Source organism: Lysinibacillus sp. OF-1 (assembly GCF_028356935.1).
In the GTDB taxonomy this organism is placed as follows: domain Bacteria; phylum Bacillota; class Bacilli; order Bacillales_A; family Planococcaceae; genus Lysinibacillus; species Lysinibacillus fusiformis_D.
Genome location: NZ_CP102798.1, coordinates 4,618,924 through 4,635,013, shown reverse-complemented (window position 1 = coordinate 4,635,013; position 16,090 = coordinate 4,618,924). Strand labels below are relative to the sequence as shown.

At 35.7% G+C, this 16,090-nt stretch carries 16 protein-coding genes; 3 read left to right on the top strand and 13 right to left on the bottom strand.

Annotation, left to right across the window (positions count from 1 at the left end; all coding sequences use genetic code 11):
• Window positions 1-72 precede the first annotated feature (72 nt).
• The 8 genes from NV349_RS22795 to NV349_RS22760 form a co-directional block, all read right to left on the bottom strand.
• A complete protein-coding gene (locus tag NV349_RS22795) occupies window positions 73-354 on the bottom strand; it encodes a hypothetical protein (protein WP_036127135.1) in 282 nt (93 codons plus the stop codon).
• Entirely contained in the window at window positions 351-1,010 is a 660-nt protein-coding gene (locus NV349_RS22790; RefSeq protein WP_271911929.1) for a hypothetical protein, read from the bottom strand. Before NV349_RS22790 ends, NV349_RS22795 begins: the two co-directional genes overlap by 4 nt.
• Before the next feature lie 148 nt (window positions 1,011-1,158).
• The gene (locus NV349_RS22785) at window positions 1,159-1,566 is read right to left on the bottom strand and encodes a MarR family transcriptional regulator (RefSeq protein WP_036119500.1); all 408 of its coding nucleotides are present in this window, start codon (window positions 1,564-1,566) and stop codon (window positions 1,159-1,161) included.
• 86 nt (window positions 1,567-1,652) lie between these two features.
• A complete protein-coding gene (locus tag NV349_RS22780) occupies window positions 1,653-2,684 on the bottom strand; it encodes an alpha/beta fold hydrolase (protein WP_271911928.1) in 1,032 nt (343 codons plus the stop codon).
• Window positions 2,685-2,696: 12 nt separating this feature from the next.
• Window positions 2,697-3,308 (bottom strand): hypothetical protein, encoded by a 612-nt coding sequence (locus NV349_RS22775; RefSeq protein ID WP_230593766.1) that lies wholly within the window; start codon window positions 3,306-3,308, stop codon window positions 2,697-2,699.
• Window positions 3,309-3,355: 47 nt separating this feature from the next.
• Entirely contained in the window at window positions 3,356-3,763 is a 408-nt protein-coding gene (locus NV349_RS22770) for a permease prefix domain 1-containing protein (protein ID WP_036119491.1), read from the bottom strand.
• Entirely contained in the window at window positions 3,760-4,089 is a 330-nt protein-coding gene (locus tag NV349_RS22765; RefSeq protein ID WP_036119488.1) for a PadR family transcriptional regulator, read from the bottom strand. The genes NV349_RS22770 and NV349_RS22765 overlap by 4 nt, the downstream gene beginning before the upstream one ends.
• Before the next feature lie 184 nt (window positions 4,090-4,273).
• The gene (locus NV349_RS22760; RefSeq protein WP_036119487.1) at window positions 4,274-5,464 is read right to left on the bottom strand and encodes a M14 family metallopeptidase; all 1,191 of its coding nucleotides are present in this window, start codon (window positions 5,462-5,464) and stop codon (window positions 4,274-4,276) included.
• 184 nt (window positions 5,465-5,648) lie between these two features.
• Between NV349_RS22760 and NV349_RS22755 the strand changes: the two genes are divergently transcribed.
• Together NV349_RS22755 and NV349_RS22750 are read left to right on the top strand one after the other, a co-directional pair.
• Window positions 5,649-8,387, top strand: a complete 2,739-nt coding sequence (locus tag NV349_RS22755; RefSeq protein WP_271911926.1) for an ATP-binding protein — start codon at window positions 5,649-5,651, stop codon at window positions 8,385-8,387.
• A gap of 5 nt (window positions 8,388-8,392) precedes the next feature.
• Window positions 8,393-9,247 carry a CheR family methyltransferase gene (locus NV349_RS22750; RefSeq protein WP_058844099.1) on the top strand — a complete coding sequence of 285 codons (855 nt, stop codon included), beginning with the start codon at window positions 8,393-8,395 and terminating at the stop codon, window positions 9,245-9,247.
• A 42-nt stretch (window positions 9,248-9,289) separates the two neighbouring features.
• Here NV349_RS22750 and NV349_RS22745 read toward each other — a convergent pair whose 3' ends face one another.
• From NV349_RS22745 to psiE, 3 genes are all read right to left on the bottom strand, one after another.
• On the bottom strand, window positions 9,290-10,438 hold the full coding sequence (locus NV349_RS22745) for a fused response regulator/phosphatase (protein WP_271911924.1): 1,149 nt from the start codon (window positions 10,436-10,438) through the stop codon (window positions 9,290-9,292).
• A 123-nt stretch (window positions 10,439-10,561) separates the two neighbouring features.
• Window positions 10,562-11,569, bottom strand: a complete 1,008-nt coding sequence (locus NV349_RS22740) for an HAAS signaling domain-containing protein (protein WP_271911923.1) — start codon at window positions 11,567-11,569, stop codon at window positions 10,562-10,564.
• A gap of 627 nt (window positions 11,570-12,196) precedes the next feature.
• Entirely contained in the window at window positions 12,197-12,652 is a 456-nt protein-coding gene (psiE, locus tag NV349_RS22735; protein ID WP_036119468.1) for a phosphate-starvation-inducible protein PsiE, read from the bottom strand.
• 220 nt (window positions 12,653-12,872) lie between these two features.
• On the opposite strand from psiE, the gene NV349_RS22730 reads away from it, so the two are divergent.
• Window positions 12,873-13,097 (top strand): hypothetical protein, encoded by a 225-nt coding sequence (locus tag NV349_RS22730; protein ID WP_036119465.1) that lies wholly within the window; start codon window positions 12,873-12,875, stop codon window positions 13,095-13,097.
• 46 nt (window positions 13,098-13,143) lie between these two features.
• On the opposite strand, the gene NV349_RS22725 is transcribed toward NV349_RS22730, so the two are convergent.
• On the bottom strand, window positions 13,144-14,874 hold the full coding sequence (locus NV349_RS22725) for a methyl-accepting chemotaxis protein (RefSeq protein ID WP_271911921.1): 1,731 nt from the start codon (window positions 14,872-14,874) through the stop codon (window positions 13,144-13,146).
• A 194-nt stretch (window positions 14,875-15,068) separates the two neighbouring features.
• Complete coding sequence (gene guaC / locus NV349_RS22720; protein WP_036119459.1) at window positions 15,069-16,052, bottom strand: GMP reductase; 984 nt, start codon at window positions 16,050-16,052, stop codon at window positions 15,069-15,071.
• Window positions 16,053-16,090: the final 38 nt, after the last annotated feature.

Here is a 16,090-nt window from a genome sequence, read left to right as displayed (position 1 = left end):
CAATCCTCGGAGTTCCAATTGTGCCTGAATACACTAGATTAACGAAAATGGAAGATTGTTTAATCATGTTATCTAAATTCGAAGCTTTGATAAACAAAATACCATAGAGCGTTTGATATAGGTGGCACAAAGGAATAGTAGTACAGCTACTAGCAGTGCTAGGGGGATGCTGAATAGAATTGGGAGGTCTACATCATACCAGATGCTCATTTTAATTTGATCTAGTCCGAATGTTCGTAACATGCCAGCGAGTATAGATAGAACAGCACTTACAAGTAAGCCAATGTAAAGAACGGATAAGACAACTAGGGCTAATGAGCAAAAAAAGGCTTGTAGCATTTTTAGGAATGTCATTCTTTTTCCCTCCGTATAATGTGGTATACCTTTGCGTTTGAAGCAATCGTATAATCATCTGTATAGTAAAGCGTCTCAATTAGACAGTTTTCTCCCACTCTAACTACTTCGCCGTCAACAATGTGTGCATCTGTATACGATAGTTGCAGTTGTTTTCCTTTGATTGTATGGCAACTTAACCTTTTCTTAAATAATGGAAGAAGTGTCACTCGATCTTTTTCTATCACTACACTGTCCGCTAGTAGCTTGCTAATTTCACTTTCCCCCGATAATTTCAACTGAAAATGATTAGCCACTATTTCTTCAGCTTTTACTACACCAATAGCGTCGAACCGTCTGCTCTGTAATTTCTCCTCAATTATGAATTTCCCAGAACTATTGATCTTGTGGACACATCCATTACGTATTTGAATGTTTCCAGCGTTTGTTAGTTCTTCGATCTCACAATAATCCTTTAATGTGCATGAGCCTGAACTGTTAAATACCTGGGCAGTAACAGAGCAATAAAAGGAGCTATGACCATGAGTGGACACCTTTTTTAAGTGTACTTCTTGATGTAAAGCTACAGCTCCTCGAATATTTAATTGCTCATACCCAGTATCCAGATGTTTAATGCGGCCATTCGTTAGTGTTAGTGTACGAAGTTTTTGAAACATAAAAAATCACCTCATTTTAATTTAATTAATATATATTTTAATTATTAAAATATATATTAATTAAATTATATGCATCTCCCTTTTGTCAAGAACAAAAGAATTCCCTAAAATTTGAGCAATAAAAAAAGGATTTCAATTTGTTGAAATCCTAAAAGATATTATTCATTAATTGATTTACTTCACGTAAGATATTAGCCATGTCTGCCAGTTTATCCTGAGAAAACTTTAAGAAAATTTCTTGGACCTTCTGATCACCATTATTGGTTAAAGCCATTTTGACAACACGACGATCATTATTTTCTCTAATTCGTTGAATCAGCTCTAGCTTTTCCAGCTTATCGCACATGGAAGTTACAGCTCCAGGTGTTACACTAAAGAAGTCAGCGATTTCTGTTGCCTTCATTCCATTATTTATTTTTAGTTGCAGAAGTAAAATCAATTGGTTTTGCGACAATGCTTCCCCTTTAGTTAAAAGTTCCACAAACATTTTTGATTTTTGCTGAATGTCCAGCATTTCTTTCATAATGATTTCTACATTGTGTAGATTATCTGCCATATAATCACGTCCATTAAAATATTTAATAATTAAATTATATAGCAATTAAATAAATCTTTCCAAGCATAGAATAGCTCTAAAAAAATTTATTGTTTAAAAGTCACACGCATCCATTCAAAAAATCTATCTTTTTCTTCGAACTGTGGGTAGTGTGCAGAGTTTTCGTATGCTATAAATTCTTTTTTCTCGGCATCTATTTGGTCGAAGTATTTTTTAGCGGTATTCGATGATGTTTGATAGTCGTAGTCACCCATTACAAAATAGAAGGGGAGGTCTAGTCTATTAACTTTAGTAGGTAATGGATGTTGCATGACCTCTTTTAATAATGCTTCTTGAGATAATGATAGGCCTTTGTTGTAGCGGATCATATCCAATAAATTATATTCTGCACTGAATAGCATTCCTAACATATTGCCGTCAGGGTTATCAATGTTTCTTGTGGCTCCTCCATATTTATTTACGTAATGGCGGGGTGTAAATGTCTTACCCTTATTTATGTCTTCCGTTAACCTTTGTAAATATACAACATCTTCTGTGTTCCCTTTGAGTTGAGCCTGTAGGATGGTGTACTGTAAACTATCCATTTCACTTTCAATGGTATTACTCATTTGACCAATACCAATGTAGGCTTCATATTTTTCAGGAGCTTTAGCAGCTGCTTGTGTGGCAATATATGTACCATAGGAATGACCGATTAAGATGATTTTTTCTTTGTCTAGGCGATTAGCTATATAATCAGTCAGTGCTAATAAATCCTCCACAAGCAGGTCAGATGAAAGATTAGAATAGTCCTCGAAAAAATGATAGGATTTCCCGCTAGCCCGTTGATCGTAATGGACCACGGTAAATTCGGTTTCCAACAAATCTTGATATTTTTTGGCATAGGGGATTTCAGAACAGCCAGGTCCACCGTGGACAAAGATGATCACAGGATTATCTTTGTTTTGCCCACGTATCATAATTTCATGGTCACTGTCGTTAATTGCTACCTGCTCTAATGTACTAATGCTATTAGTTCCCTTTATAGATGATGTCCATGTTGGGAATAGAAGTGCTAGTAAAAGTAAGGAGCTCATGATAACGACAAGATATTTGACGAATTTTTTAATAGCTTTCATAGAATCCCTTCTTTACATGCGTTTCGTAAAGGTAGCTTGATACATTTTTCTTTTATACACATAAAAATACATACTTAGCGGCCACCATAGCGTAACAAAAATAGGGTAGATCGCCCATATAACCGTAGGTGAAGAAACGACGTTAACAATAATGAAAAAGATACTAATTAGCAATGAAGCTGTCACGGAGAATGCTACAAACGTTTTCCGTTGAGCATGATATAAAGCTAGAGGCCACCACATAATTAAAAACGCGGGATAAATCGCCCAAGGATATTGAGGAGACAGCATGATATTCAGGAATGCATAATAAATAATTGTGGAAGCACAGCCGATGAGTGCTGTTTTTAAAGTTTTTGCTTTTTCACCTAAGTACATAAGAAGCGGCCACCAGATAATTGGATAAATAGCATAGATAAACCATAAATGATTTGGTGCATATAAATAATTTTCAACGATAAGAAATGCGATAATCATTGCACTACAAACGATAGAGTATTGTTTATACATTTTATTAGACATAAAAAATAGCGTAATTGGCCATAGCAAGAGCAGCAGGCAAGGATATATAAACCACATTGTTTGCGGTGATGTCGTGTAATTGACGATCCCTAAAAAAATCATGGTCATCAGGCTCCCGGCTAAAGAAAAGTTAATAAAGTTCCTCATGTTCATTCACCCCATTTCTTACGTGACCATACAAAGTACATTGATAAAGGCCACCAAAGTATTGCGAAGATTGGATAGATGGCCCAAACTGTATGTGGAGTGTAATAAAGATTAATAAAGATAAAAAATGCAATGATTAAGCCACTCCCCCAGATGGAAAACTCTAAATTTAGTTTTGCCATGTTTTTCTTAGCAGGCTCCTTAACACCCAATTCCTTTTTCAAATCTTCAATATCTCCGAATTCTACAATCGCCTTATTGATGGCATCTTCTTGTTCCTTTCCTTGATCCATCAAGTAAAATACTTTTTCTTCAAGATTTTCAATGATTTCTTGTTTGACCATTTCAGTCTCGTTATTACGAGGAATATCCTTAAAAAGCTCATCAATATGGTTTTTTATTCTTTTCATTCAAAGCCCTCCATAAATAAATCGATTATTTCCTTTACTTCTGACCATTCTTTCACTAACTCATTTAAATAGGCTTTACCTAATGAGGTAATACGGTAATACTTTCTTTTGCCTCCATGTGAAACATCGCCATAATAGGCTTCAATAATTTCCTTTTTCTCGAGACGTTGAAAAACGGCATACAAAGTTGCTTCCTTGATTTGAAATCGATTGTTTGTACGGAGACTTATTTCCTGAGAAATTTCATAGCCATAACGATCTTTTTCTGAAATTAGCCGTAAAATAATCGAATCCAAATGTCCTCGGATAATATCACTGCGAACCATAAGTCACCTACTTTATTTTATTGCTCTATCTGTCAGAGTAATAGTAGCAAACATTACTCTACCTGTCAAAGTAATTTATTTTTCCTTTTTGGCAATTATGTCCAATTCCTCTTCATGAAAAAACTCCATTCACTGAAATGCCGCAAAGGACAATTTCATAGCGAATGGAGCTCAAACAATACTTTTACATATATAATGCTGCAAGAAAAATTCCGAGGGCTTCCTCATAAATTTCGTCAAACTGACTGATTGGCAAAGGATTCGTACCGCTTCCTAGCTCAACGGTAAAGCCAGGTCTACGCCAATCTTGAATGAACCAATCTTTATAGCCTGCATAGCTTCCTGCAGATTGAATGGGTTCATAGCCGCTGACTCTACTAAATTCATTCACAAGTACCTCTGATTCTGGAGGCTCAAGATTTTCAAAGCCCCAATAAATAACACGCCCCTGTGTATGAAAGGCTAGTACTCTTGAAAAATCACGTAGTTTAGTCAAGTCAGCCATCGCAATAGCTTCAGGTTCAGATAAAGGTCTGTCACCACCATAATCTCTAGGCCCTGGTGTCTTAGGGTTACGGGCACTTTCTAACTCCCATTGTGCAGGAAATTGATCATTTAAATCGATGCCATGGATGTTTGCTTTCCAGCCAGAAAAATCAGAGCTATCATTATTCCATGTAATTAGTTGATTTCTTAATGTTGTATCATTTGGGGGACCTTGTATTACTAAATCCACTCCATCAGGATTCACCATGGGTACGATAGAAAGAGAGGTTTGCTGGTAAAGAGAGAATGGAGAGATGCCACGAATGCTACTTTGGTTGGTGAGGGCGAGCAAATAGTCGTTTAAAAATGTTAGAATAATAGGTGTAGTAATCCATTCATTTGCATGGAAGGAGCCGTTATAGTGAACACGTTTAGCTCCATTGCCAATCAACAACTCAGGTAGACCTTTCCCTAAAACGGAACTACCAATAGTTGAATTGTGAAGAAAAGGATAAGCATCAATTAGTTTATTAAGATCATTCATCATACGGGTATACGTATAATTTTGCTTACCATCAACTAAACGCCACGTAATACGTTGTGGTATACGAATCATCTGACCAATTTGTAAGCGATTTGGATTGAGACCTGGATTAACGAGTAATAGGGCGACTAGGGGGAGGTTTTGACTCTGTGCAATTTGCCAAAAAGAGTCCCCTTGTTTCAATTGATAGTCGATGGTCACAAAACCAGGAATACGAATGCGTTGTCCAACTCTTAAAAATTGGGGATTTATATTTTCATTGGAATCTAAAATTAGTTGAAGCGGTATTTTAAACACTTCACTGAAATGCCAAAGTGAATCTCCTGGTCTTACGATTATGTCCACATGTATTCTCTCCTTAATTTAGAAATGACTCAATATAAAATGTATATGAAAAATGCATAGACTTATTAATACGAAACAGCAAAATTTCTTTGTTGCTCATGTCAAAAGAAGAGATAATCAGTTATTTTTACATGTATACTAGTAATAAAATAGAGTGAAAGAAAGGTAAAGGTAGGAAAACCAAATGTTAAATAGATTGAAATTGGGTATACGCTCTAAGATTACATTAGGTTATATCGTAATCATTCTTTGCTTACTTGCAGCCGTTGTCATATTAAATAATCAAATTAATTCTTTGCAAAAGGAAAGAAATTATATTATTAAGTACGATTCCAATGTTCAAACACTAACCAATGAAATTGAAAAATATATATTGGATATGGAATCGAGTCAGCGAGCTTTCATTATTACAGGCAAGCAAAGCTATCTTGAGCCTTATAATAAGGCAGCTGATAATTGGAAAATAGATTTTAATGATCTCTATCAGCGAATGACAGATAAACCATCACAGCAGGAAAAACTAAAAGAGATAGAGGAAACGATTGAACATTGGATTGCCACTTCGGGAGAGCCAACGATTCAATATAAAAAAGATAATAATATAGAAGCGTTAAATGAGTTTTTTAAAGTAGATACTGGGCGCCAAGATTTGGAGAAAATGCGTAAGTTATTTGATTCGTTCCGTTCAACTGAAAATGTTTATACACAGGCGAAGGCAAGTCAATTAGATAAACAAAATAATAAATTAACTAGTGGTTTATTTGGGATTTTAATTTTAGTTTCTATTATAGCAATTGTCATAGCTAGTGGTATTTCACGTTCTATTGTAAAAACGATAACAGAAGTTACACAAACCATACAAGAAATCGCAGCTACAAAAGGTGATTTTACAAGAAGAATCTATGTGAATACCAATGATGAAGTGAATGATCTTGCTAATGCAACGAATATACTGCTAGAGTCAGTCGAAAAGAGAGAATGGCTACAAAGCAATATTGCGGAAATTGTGACAAAATATCAAGGAGTTTCAGCCATCACAAAATTGGCTGAGACCTTCCTGTCAGAAATCGCGCAGAAAACAGAGGCATCGCTTGGTGCATTTTATGTTCGTGAAGTAACAGAGGACCAAGTACAATTTGTGAAAAAGGCTGCATTTGCTGACGGAGATGATCGCGTCGGTATGGAAAGCTTTAAAATAGGACAAGGATTAATTGGGCAATGTGCATTAGAAAAACGAATGTTATTTTACGATAATATTCCAAAAGACTATCGTTTAATCAGAACAGGATTAGGCGAGGTAAGACCGCATAATATTTTATTGATTCCTGTCATTTTTGAAAATGAAGTGATAGCAGTTGCAGAAATAGCGACAATGACTAAATTTAGTAAGCTACAGCAAGAATTAGTAAAGCAGGTCACAGAAACTTTTGGGCTAACAGTGAATAGTGTTTTAGGACGCATGGAAATTGTTCGTCTATTGAATGAATCTAGAGCAATGACTGAGGAGTTACAAGTTCAATCAGAAGAGCTGCAGACACAATCAGAAGAATTACAAATGCAGACCGAAGAGCTGACAATGATTAATGAGCAGCTTGAAGAACGTACAAAAGAGGCAGAGTCTAAATCAAGAGAGCTAGAAAAGGCGAAAAAGGAATTAGAAGAAAGTGCCGAGCAGCTTATCTTGAATTCAAACTACAAATCCGAGTTTTTAGCAAACATGTCACACGAATTAAGAACACCCTTAAACAGCATATTAATTTTATCGGAGATGCTAGCAGAAAATAGTCAACAAAATCTAACAGACGAGGAAATAGAGTATGCTCAAGTCATTCATTCTTCTGGAGAGGACTTACTTGCTTTAATTAATGATATTTTAGATTTATCAAAAGTCGAGGCAGGAAAGCTTGATATTATTTTTAATGAAGTGAACATGAGCGAAGTACCTGTACAAATTGAACATACCTTTGCACCTGTTGCGATGAAGAAGAATTTAGCATTCCATATTTCAAAGGCAGATCATGTTGTAGATGTATTCTATACAGATGAAAAGAGATTCCATCAAATCATAAAGAATTTATTATCCAATGCCTTTAAATTTACGGAACATGGTTCGGTAAATTTAGCTATTCATCAGCTTACACCACAGCAGTTAACAAATAATATGCAGGATATAAGTACAGATTGGCTTGAAATTACTGTATCGGATACGGGGATAGGTATTCCAAAAGACAAGCATCAGCTTATTTTTGAATCATTCCAGCAAGCCGATGGCGCTACGGTTCGAAAATATGGTGGGACTGGACTTGGTCTTTCTATTTGTAAGGAGTTTGCTAAATTGCTTGGTGGCTGGATTACGCTGCAAAGTGCTGAAGGACAGGGGAGTAGCTTTACGTTAACGATTCCAAGCTTACCAAATGGAATCGAAGAGGAGCATTGTCAAAAGCTTGCCATGAACGAAGTGGCCGTTACATTGGTAGAGGAGCCAATTGCAGAGCAGTCAAAGGAAATAGAGGGAGCCCTTCAACAAGAGGTAGAGGTTTTCCAAGGGAAAAATATTTTAATAGTAGATGATGATAACCGTAATATTTATGCATTAAAAACGGCATTAGAAAAAAGAGGTATGAGCATTCTAGTTGCTAAAGATGGGCTTGAATGCTTAGAGGTAATGCATGCTCATCCTGACATCGATCTCGTTCTAATGGATATAATGATGCCGAATATGGATGGCTATGAAGCGATGACTATTATTCGACAACAAATGAAACGAATAGACTTACCGATCATTGCATTGACGGCAAAGGCTATGAAAAATGACCGTGATAAATCATTGCAGGCTGGCGCATCTGATTATATTAGCAAGCCATTAAATTTAGATCAATTACTATCGGTCTTAAGAGTCTGGCTCGTTTCTAAAGGGAGTTAATGAACATGGAGCAATTTCAGCCTTTGGAGCAAAAAATACAATTAAATAAACAAACAAATTTAGAAATTGATTTATTACTAGAGGCTATTTATCGTTTATCAGGCTATGATTTTCGTCAATACAATCGTTCATCCATTTCACGTAGAATTTATAATAGGATGGGGATCAATAACATTCCAACGATTTCCCGGGTACTAGAAAAGGTCATTCATGATCAAGAATTTTTAGAGCAGATGTTGAATGATTTTTCGATAAATGTAACCGAGATGTTTCGTAATCCTAGCTTTTTTAAAGCTTTTCGTGAAAAAGTAATCCCCATTTTAAGAGAGTATCCAGAAATACGTATTTGGCATGCTGGGTGTGCGACAGGTGAGGAAGTATATTCTATGGCTATTTTACTTCAGGAAGAGGGGCTTATAGAGAGGTCTATTATTTATGCAACAGATATGAATGAGCAAGTATTAGAAAAAGCGAAGAAAGGGGCTTTCCCTATTCATAAAATGCAGGCATATACGAAAAACTATATGCTTGCTGGAGGAGCCCATGCGTTTTCAGAATACTATCAAACAGATTATCAATATGCTTACTTCCATCCAACACTATTGAAAAATATTATTTTTGCTCAGCATAATTTAGTAACGGATCATTCCTTTAATGAGTTTCATGTTGTCTTGTGCAGAAATGTCCTGATTTATTTTTCACCTAAGCTACAGAGCCAAGTACACCACTTGTTTTATGAGAGTCTAAGTGACAAAGGATTTTTATGCTTAGGGGATAAAGAAACATTGCGGTTTGAAGAGATTATTTCAAAATATCGAGAAATCGTAGGCTACGAAAGAATTTATCAAAAAATGTATTAATGAGTAAGAGGCTATCTTCAGGTGATAGCCTCTGCTTTTTATTTATATGGAAGTAGTGCTAGCTTGAATCATTAATACACACATATCATCAGGCTGGTTTTCTTGTTTATCTTTAGGTAATAGGTTGTCAATGAGGCATTGTGAATAATCCCACTTAGTGGATGTTAGCGTTTGCAAATGCTTTTCTGATTCGATTTCACAGGGGCCCATTGCCTCTAAAACACCATCTGTAAATAACACAATTTGAATATCTTGTTCATATTGAATACATTGCTTTTGAACTTTCATTTCATCGAAAAAGCCGACCGCACAGCTACCTTGATTTAATGGAATACATGTTTTTTCATCTATTAGTGCGTATCCAGGAGGGTGACCAGCGTTTATGTATTCGACTGTTTTTTGCTCTGTATCAATGATGAAATAAATCGCTGTAAAATAATAAAGATTATTATCTTTTCCATCTTGTAAAAGAGTCATATAACGATTCAGTTCTTTGATGACAAGCTCTGGGTCGTTTAGTTGTTTAACGGCCTCTCTTAAAACAGAGGAGATAAACATACAAACAAGCGCTGCAGATATACCGTGACCCATCATATCCAATAAAATGATAGCATAGCGATGATCGTCTATTTTGTACCAATAATACATATCGCCTGCTAAATTAGAGGATGGTAGATAAGAAACTTCTATCCGGATATCCTTCTCGTTTAATGGTGGACTGAGCAGGCTTCGTTGTACATGAGTGGCTAGATCTAGTTCATATTGAATTTTCTTGTCATGCTGGGTGTGCCAGTCTAATTCAGCTTTTAAGCGTAAGGCAACACGCATTCTTGCAAGCAGCTCCGTTTTATTAATTGGTTTTGTAATATAATCTACGCCACCAATGTCTAGTGCTTCTGCTAGTTTGTTTTTATCTTCCAGTGCTGTGACAAATATGATTTGAATATCTTTCAATCTTTCATTTTGCTTAATGCGTTTGCAGGCCTCAATACCATCTACTTCCGGCATCATAATGTCTAACAATATTAAATCTACAGAATTTCCTGTTGGATTTGGTGCATCTAATTGTAAATAATCAAATAGCTCATAAGCAGATGAAAGAGAAACACAGTTATCATAACCTGCATTTTTTAGTATTTTTTCAATGACAAATAGATTGACTTGATTGTCATCTACTAGAAGAATGGTCATAGTTAATTCCCCTTACTCTGATTGAATTGTGCAGATTATTCATGTATATAAAATACTTTCAACTTTATCATTATACAAAACATCAGAGAATAAAGGTATTTTAGCGATTTGAAGAGGGGGATTTTATACTTTCGCTTTTTTAAATCCTTGATAAATATCAAATGCATTTGCTAAAACAGCAATAATTATACTGACGAGTAAGATTTTATCTATAGTATAGGCAACCTTAGCGGATGTTGTTTCTAGGATAGCAGCCATGTAGGGAATCGAGGCACTATGAATAAAATCTTGGTGTATCGCCATTAAAATAAAGACGATCGTTCCTACACTTTGAAGTAGTGCATTCGTGATGGCGATGAGCATTGTCCACTGACCAGCACGCCATTTTATAAAGGTTAATGCGAGACTAAGAACAATACATAATAAGACGATAGGAGCAAATGATTGTAAAACATTTTGATTAAAGATTGGCATAACAAATTTCAAGCTACCATTGTCATTCGTTGTATAAATCCCTAAAAGACGATAAGCATTCCAATAGACAAAAGAAAATATTAGAATTCCAACTAGGCTAAAAATCGTATCACTTAAAGTAATGACTTTAACTTTGGGAATGGGTTTCATTTTAACTAAATCATCAGGAGACCATTGCTTGGCGTTTTTCAAAAAGGGTAAATAAATCTTTTCAGAACCAGAGCGCTCGATGATGATGAAAACAACGGTAATCCAAAACAATACGTGAAATATTACAGCAATAATCGCCACAATAATCATGGCAAATGCCGAAATAATGGTTGAAAGAAGCGCTTCTTCACCTGAATAGAGCACAATTTTTTGGATTACATGAATAATAACCGTAATGAAAATAGCCCAAGGCATAACTAGCTTGATTGTTCTTGTATATTGATCAAAAATCTCTGGGCCAATTAAAAAACGAGGTGTATCCTGAAAGCTTGCCGCAACTTCGGTAGGACTTCCAAGTTTTTGGAGTACATCCTTAACATCGGATTCAGAATAGGACTCAGGCAGCATATCCTCAATCGTAGCTTTTAGTTCAAGCTTTATGTCTTCACGCTTATTCTTATGTAGCCTTTTAGACACTTCGTGAATATACGAATCAATTAAAGACATTTATTTTCCTCCTTTAATCATTTTCATTGTTCATTATTTCGGTGTATAGGTTATTTGTGGGATATAAAAATTAATATGAAAAATGCACAAACAACATGCAACACTTTGAAAATGGAGGGGATATGATGAGAGTAATAGAGAAGTTATTAAAAGAACAAGATGTTTTAGACTTTCTGAATATCGTTGTAAAAGACTATCCAGGAAGAATGGGACAAAAGAGCAGCTGAAAAATCGCTTGATAATTTTTTCAGTATTATGGACTTTGGGAAGATGACAAACTCATTGGTGGTATGCAACTACATGACTTTCAATTGAACCTGTTTTCTAGTAATTGGTGGGGTAGGTCTTGTTGCAGTTGTTTTATTACATAAAAAGAGAAGGTTGCTAAAGAACTCATCTAACATCTCTTTCAAATTTTTTTAGCAAAAAACATTCATTTTGTTGTTTTGTTTCCGTTTATTTTTATAAGAAAATGGGTTTTGGCTCTGGACCGAGCTTTCTTCGCTGGTGATGGGTGTAGTAACGATCCAAGAGCTATATTTATAAGACTTATTGCAGTTTTTCTATGTGTTTGAAAAGCCTACATGTATTTCGACATTTTAGAATAGGAATAGCTCTTACTACCGGTCAGTGCTCCTTTTTTATAAAAATAGAAGATCGCGTTGGTCTTTCAAGTGGTGTGATATTAATAATAAAATAGCTTATGATTAATATCAGGATAATCAATGAATAAATTAAAGTGTTTAGAGGGTGATCATGCTCCACAATAATTAAACGAATCATCGCTGTGATACCTATATATATAAAGTAGCGCAGTGGAAAATGATAATCCTCTTTAAAATATTTAATAATCATTGTGATGAACTCAAAATATAAGAAGAAAATAAGAATATTGGCAAGGAATAATTTATAATCGCCACCTTCCTTGGCGAAGATTAATATTTTAAGAAATTCGATTAGCTCCTTAAAAAGCAAAAATGATAGGATAAGAGCTAGTAGCACAAGGCAAACGTTGAGAAATAGCTGTAGAGATTTCGGCACAGCTTTAATGAGCTGCGAATAAGTAAAATTTTTTTGATTCATACATTTCCTCCAATCGAGTGTTAGTATTAGGTTTGTTAAATACATCATCATATGGCTGAGCAGTGGCTTATTATGATATAAATATAACAATTTGCCGTAAATCTTGTCTTTATTTTTTGTAAAGTTTTGGTATATTTTCATGAAAGAAAGTTTTCAAAATAATTTAGTGGTATGCTAAAATAGATGTGCATGAATATAAAATATAAAAGGGGTTTTTAAAATGGCAAAAGCTGCAAAAACTGATGCGAAAATTACACCAGAACGTTTAGAAGAAGCGTTAAACGTTCGTGATCGTCTTATTATCGAGCTACTGGTACAAGTACTTGATGAAAAATTAGTAATTGAGCGCCCTGTATTACGTGAACGTCTAGGAAACCTTGTAGAACTTGCTGATCATGATGCAGAGCTTAAGGAAACAATCCACGCAGTAATTAACAAACTATAATGTTAAGAAGAATGCTACGCCTAAACCGTAGCATTCTTTTTTCTTGTCATGTAAAGCGTTCTACTAAGTCGTACATGCGCTCTGTCTCTGTATGAAGTTCCATAGAGGAGTGCATAATCGAGTTCACTGCTGACTTTTGTTCGTCTATGGAAGCATTAATTTGTTCCGTAGCTGCGGCAGATTGAGTAGCTACACTGGCTATTTCTTTGATAGCATTCATCACCACTATGCGATTTTCCGCCATGTCGTTCATCCCCTCATCTAGTGAAACGAGATGCTTTGTAATATCGTGAATGGAGTCTGCTAGGAATGTAAAAGCTCCTTTTACTTCAGTAATCGATATGGCTTGATTTTGTGAAAGTTGGAGCGTGTGTATCATCTTTGCATCAGAGTTTGCAGTACCCACCTCAATACGCTGTAATAGATTTCTGACACGCGTAGTAGCTTCGTTTGTATCCTCCGATAAATGCCGGACTTCCTCTGCCACAATGGCAAAACCTTTACCGTGTTCACCAGCACGCGCTGCCTCTATGCTAGCATTGAGTGCCAAGAGGTTTGTTTGTTCAGATATAGATGTAATTGTTTGTACCACTTGATGAATCTCCTTCATTTGATTCGTCAAACTGGAGAAATTAGTTCTTAACTCCTCAATCACCTGTGTGAATTCACTTGAATTTTGCAGTAAACCTTCTACTTTTTGTCTACCATTTTCTTGTGATGAATTGATGATATTCATATTTTCAGTGATCTCACTATATTTATTTGTAGCAAGTGAAATAAGTGAAGATAGTGTTTCAACCTTACTAATGGCCATCTCAGCTTCTTCTGCTTGCACAACAGCCCCTTTAGAGATGTCATTGATTGCTTGATGAATTTCGTCAGCAGAAGCGGTTGTTTCCTCTGTAATAGCACTAAGCATCTCTGAAGAAACTCTCATTTGAGAGGCGCTATCCTTCGTATTGTTGACCATTTCATATAAGCTATGTTTCATATTATTCACGTTATTAGCCAGTATACCTAGTTCATCTTTTGTGGTAACAGGTATGTCATCGCCAGTTAGCTTACCTTTAGCAATATCTGAAGTAATCACCATGATTTTGCGTATGTAGGTAGTCATTCGTCCAGAGAAGAACCAGAAGAGTGCCACACCAATAATCGTTGCAAGGATTGTCATACCAAGTGTGTAATAGAAAACATTTTTAGTGCCTGCATTGAAGTCCATTTCGTATGTACCAGCTGCAATAATCCACCCCCAATGTTCGTCCATTTCTACATAAGTAATTTTAGGTGCAACGATTTCAGGGGTGGAGGGTAGTGCCCAATCATAACGGACATATCCTCCACCACCCTTAGCTGCTTCAATCATTTCGCGTACAAAATAGCGTCCATCCTCTGTTTGTAAATCAGCAATATTTTGCCCTTCAAGAGATGGATGCGTTTCGACCATGCCGTTATCTTGAAAGGCATAGAAATAAAAATTATCCCCATATTTAACAGGATTATCGATGGATCGTTTATTGTCTTCAACTCTTTTACCAACAATTTGTGTTCTTGCACTTTCCTGAGCTTCCTCTAACGTTATATTTCCCTTTTGAACTTGAGCATCTAATTGTGCAATTAATTCAAGAATGCCTAGTGTGCCATTTTTAAGACTTTGTCGACCTACTTGATCTAGTTCACCTTTCACTACGATATAATTGACGGTACCAACTAGTACTGTTGATATTAGAATAACTATAATGGCAAGACTAACAAGTTTATTACGTACTGATTTCATGAAACAAAACCTCCGTTCCTCCAATATAGTTATATTATAATATATAGTTTTCTAATAAAATAGAAAATTCTGATAATAAATGTCATATTTTAATATACTATGTATTCATGATGCTTATAGAACAATTGATGGGGAAGGTCTCATAAAAGAACCCCAATAAAGAACAAGTAGTTCTTTATCGGGGTTACTATGGATTAGTATACTTTATCTCCATTGAAGATAGAATTTTTTACGATAACATAATCAACATTTCGAATAGCCTCTAGTTTTGTGCCACCAGCATAAGAAATAGATGATTGTAAGTCTTGCTGCATCTCGATTAATGTATCTTTGATGCTACCTTTATGCTCAACATACATTTTCTTTCCTTCGACATTTTTGCGTTCGCCTTTTTGGAATTCAGAGGCAGAGCCGAAGTATTCCTTCACCGTTTTACCATCAACCTCAATTGTTTCACCTGGTGATTCTTCATGCCCAGCAAATAAAGAACCAATCATCACCATTGAAGCGCCGAAACGTACAGATTTAGCGATATCGCCATGTGTACGAATACCACCGTCAGCAATAATTGGCTTTGTAGCAGCCTTTGCACACCAACGTAGTGCAGCTAGCTGCCAGCCACCTGTACCAAAGCCTGTTTTGATTTTAGTAATACAAACTTTACCTGGTCCAATGCCTACTTTTGTAGCATCTGCGCCAGCATTTTCTAGTTCACGTACGGCTTCAGGTGTTCCAACGTTTCCAGCAATGACAAAGCTGTTTGGTAAGTGCTTTTTAATATGCTGAATCATACGAATAACAGCATTTGAATGACCATGTGCAATATCAATTGTAATAAATTCAGGTACTAAATTAGCAGCTGCTAATTCTTCAATAAACGCATATTCATCTTCTTTTACACCAACACTGATCGAGGCAATTAAGCCCTTTCCTTGCATTTCTTGAATGAAGTTTATACGAGTTTCTGGTTGGAAACGGTGCATAATATAAAAGTAACCGTTTTCAGCAAGTTTCTTAGCAAGATTTTCGTCAATAATTGTTTGCATATTTGCAGGTACTACAGGAAGCTTAAAAGTATGCCCACCTAAAGTAACCGAAGTATCACACTCTGAACGACTTTCTACAATACATTTTGCGGGAATTAGTTGAATATCCTCATAGTCAAATACGTTATCCATTATATACACTCCTAAAATACGAATATTTTTAAAGATTT

Excerpts from the sequence above, each read along its gene's own strand:
- NV349_RS22780 (WP_271911928.1), bottom strand. The coding sequence starts at position 2,684 with ATGAAAGCTATTAAAAAATTCGTCAAATATCTTGTCGTTATCATGAGC.
- NV349_RS22730 (WP_036119465.1), top strand. The coding sequence starts at position 12,873 with ATGGCAAAAGCTGCAAAAACTGATGCGAAAATTACACCAGAACGTTTA.
- NV349_RS22785 (WP_036119500.1), bottom strand. The coding sequence starts at position 1,566 with ATGGCAGATAATCTACACAATGTAGAAATCATTATGAAAGAAATGCTG.
- NV349_RS22740 (WP_271911923.1), bottom strand. The coding sequence starts at position 11,569 with ATGTCTTTAATTGATTCGTATATTCACGAAGTGTCTAAAAGGCTACAT.
- NV349_RS22745 (WP_271911924.1), bottom strand. The coding sequence starts at position 10,438 with ATGACCATTCTTCTAGTAGATGACAATCAAGTCAATCTATTTGTCATT.
- guaC (WP_036119459.1), bottom strand. The coding sequence starts at position 16,052 with ATGGATAACGTATTTGACTATGAGGATATTCAACTAATTCCCGCAAAA.
- NV349_RS22790 (WP_271911929.1), bottom strand. The coding sequence starts at position 1,010 with ATGTTTCAAAAACTTCGTACACTAACACTAACGAATGGCCGCATTAAA.
- NV349_RS22755 (WP_271911926.1), top strand. The coding sequence starts at position 5,649 with ATGTTAAATAGATTGAAATTGGGTATACGCTCTAAGATTACATTAGGT.
- NV349_RS22750 (WP_058844099.1), top strand. The coding sequence starts at position 8,393 with ATGGAGCAATTTCAGCCTTTGGAGCAAAAAATACAATTAAATAAACAA.
- NV349_RS22770 (WP_036119491.1), bottom strand. The coding sequence starts at position 3,763 with ATGAAAAGAATAAAAAACCATATTGATGAGCTTTTTAAGGATATTCCT.
- NV349_RS22765 (WP_036119488.1), bottom strand. The coding sequence starts at position 4,089 with ATGGTTCGCAGTGATATTATCCGAGGACATTTGGATTCGATTATTTTA.
- NV349_RS22725 (WP_271911921.1), bottom strand. The coding sequence starts at position 14,874 with ATGAAATCAGTACGTAATAAACTTGTTAGTCTTGCCATTATAGTTATT.
- NV349_RS22775 (WP_230593766.1), bottom strand. The coding sequence starts at position 3,308 with ATGATTTTTTTAGGGATCGTCAATTACACGACATCACCGCAAACAATG.
- psiE (WP_036119468.1), bottom strand. The coding sequence starts at position 12,652 with ATGAATCAAAAAAATTTTACTTATTCGCAGCTCATTAAAGCTGTGCCG.
- NV349_RS22795 (WP_036127135.1), bottom strand. The coding sequence starts at position 354 with ATGACATTCCTAAAAATGCTACAAGCCTTTTTTTGCTCATTAGCCCTA.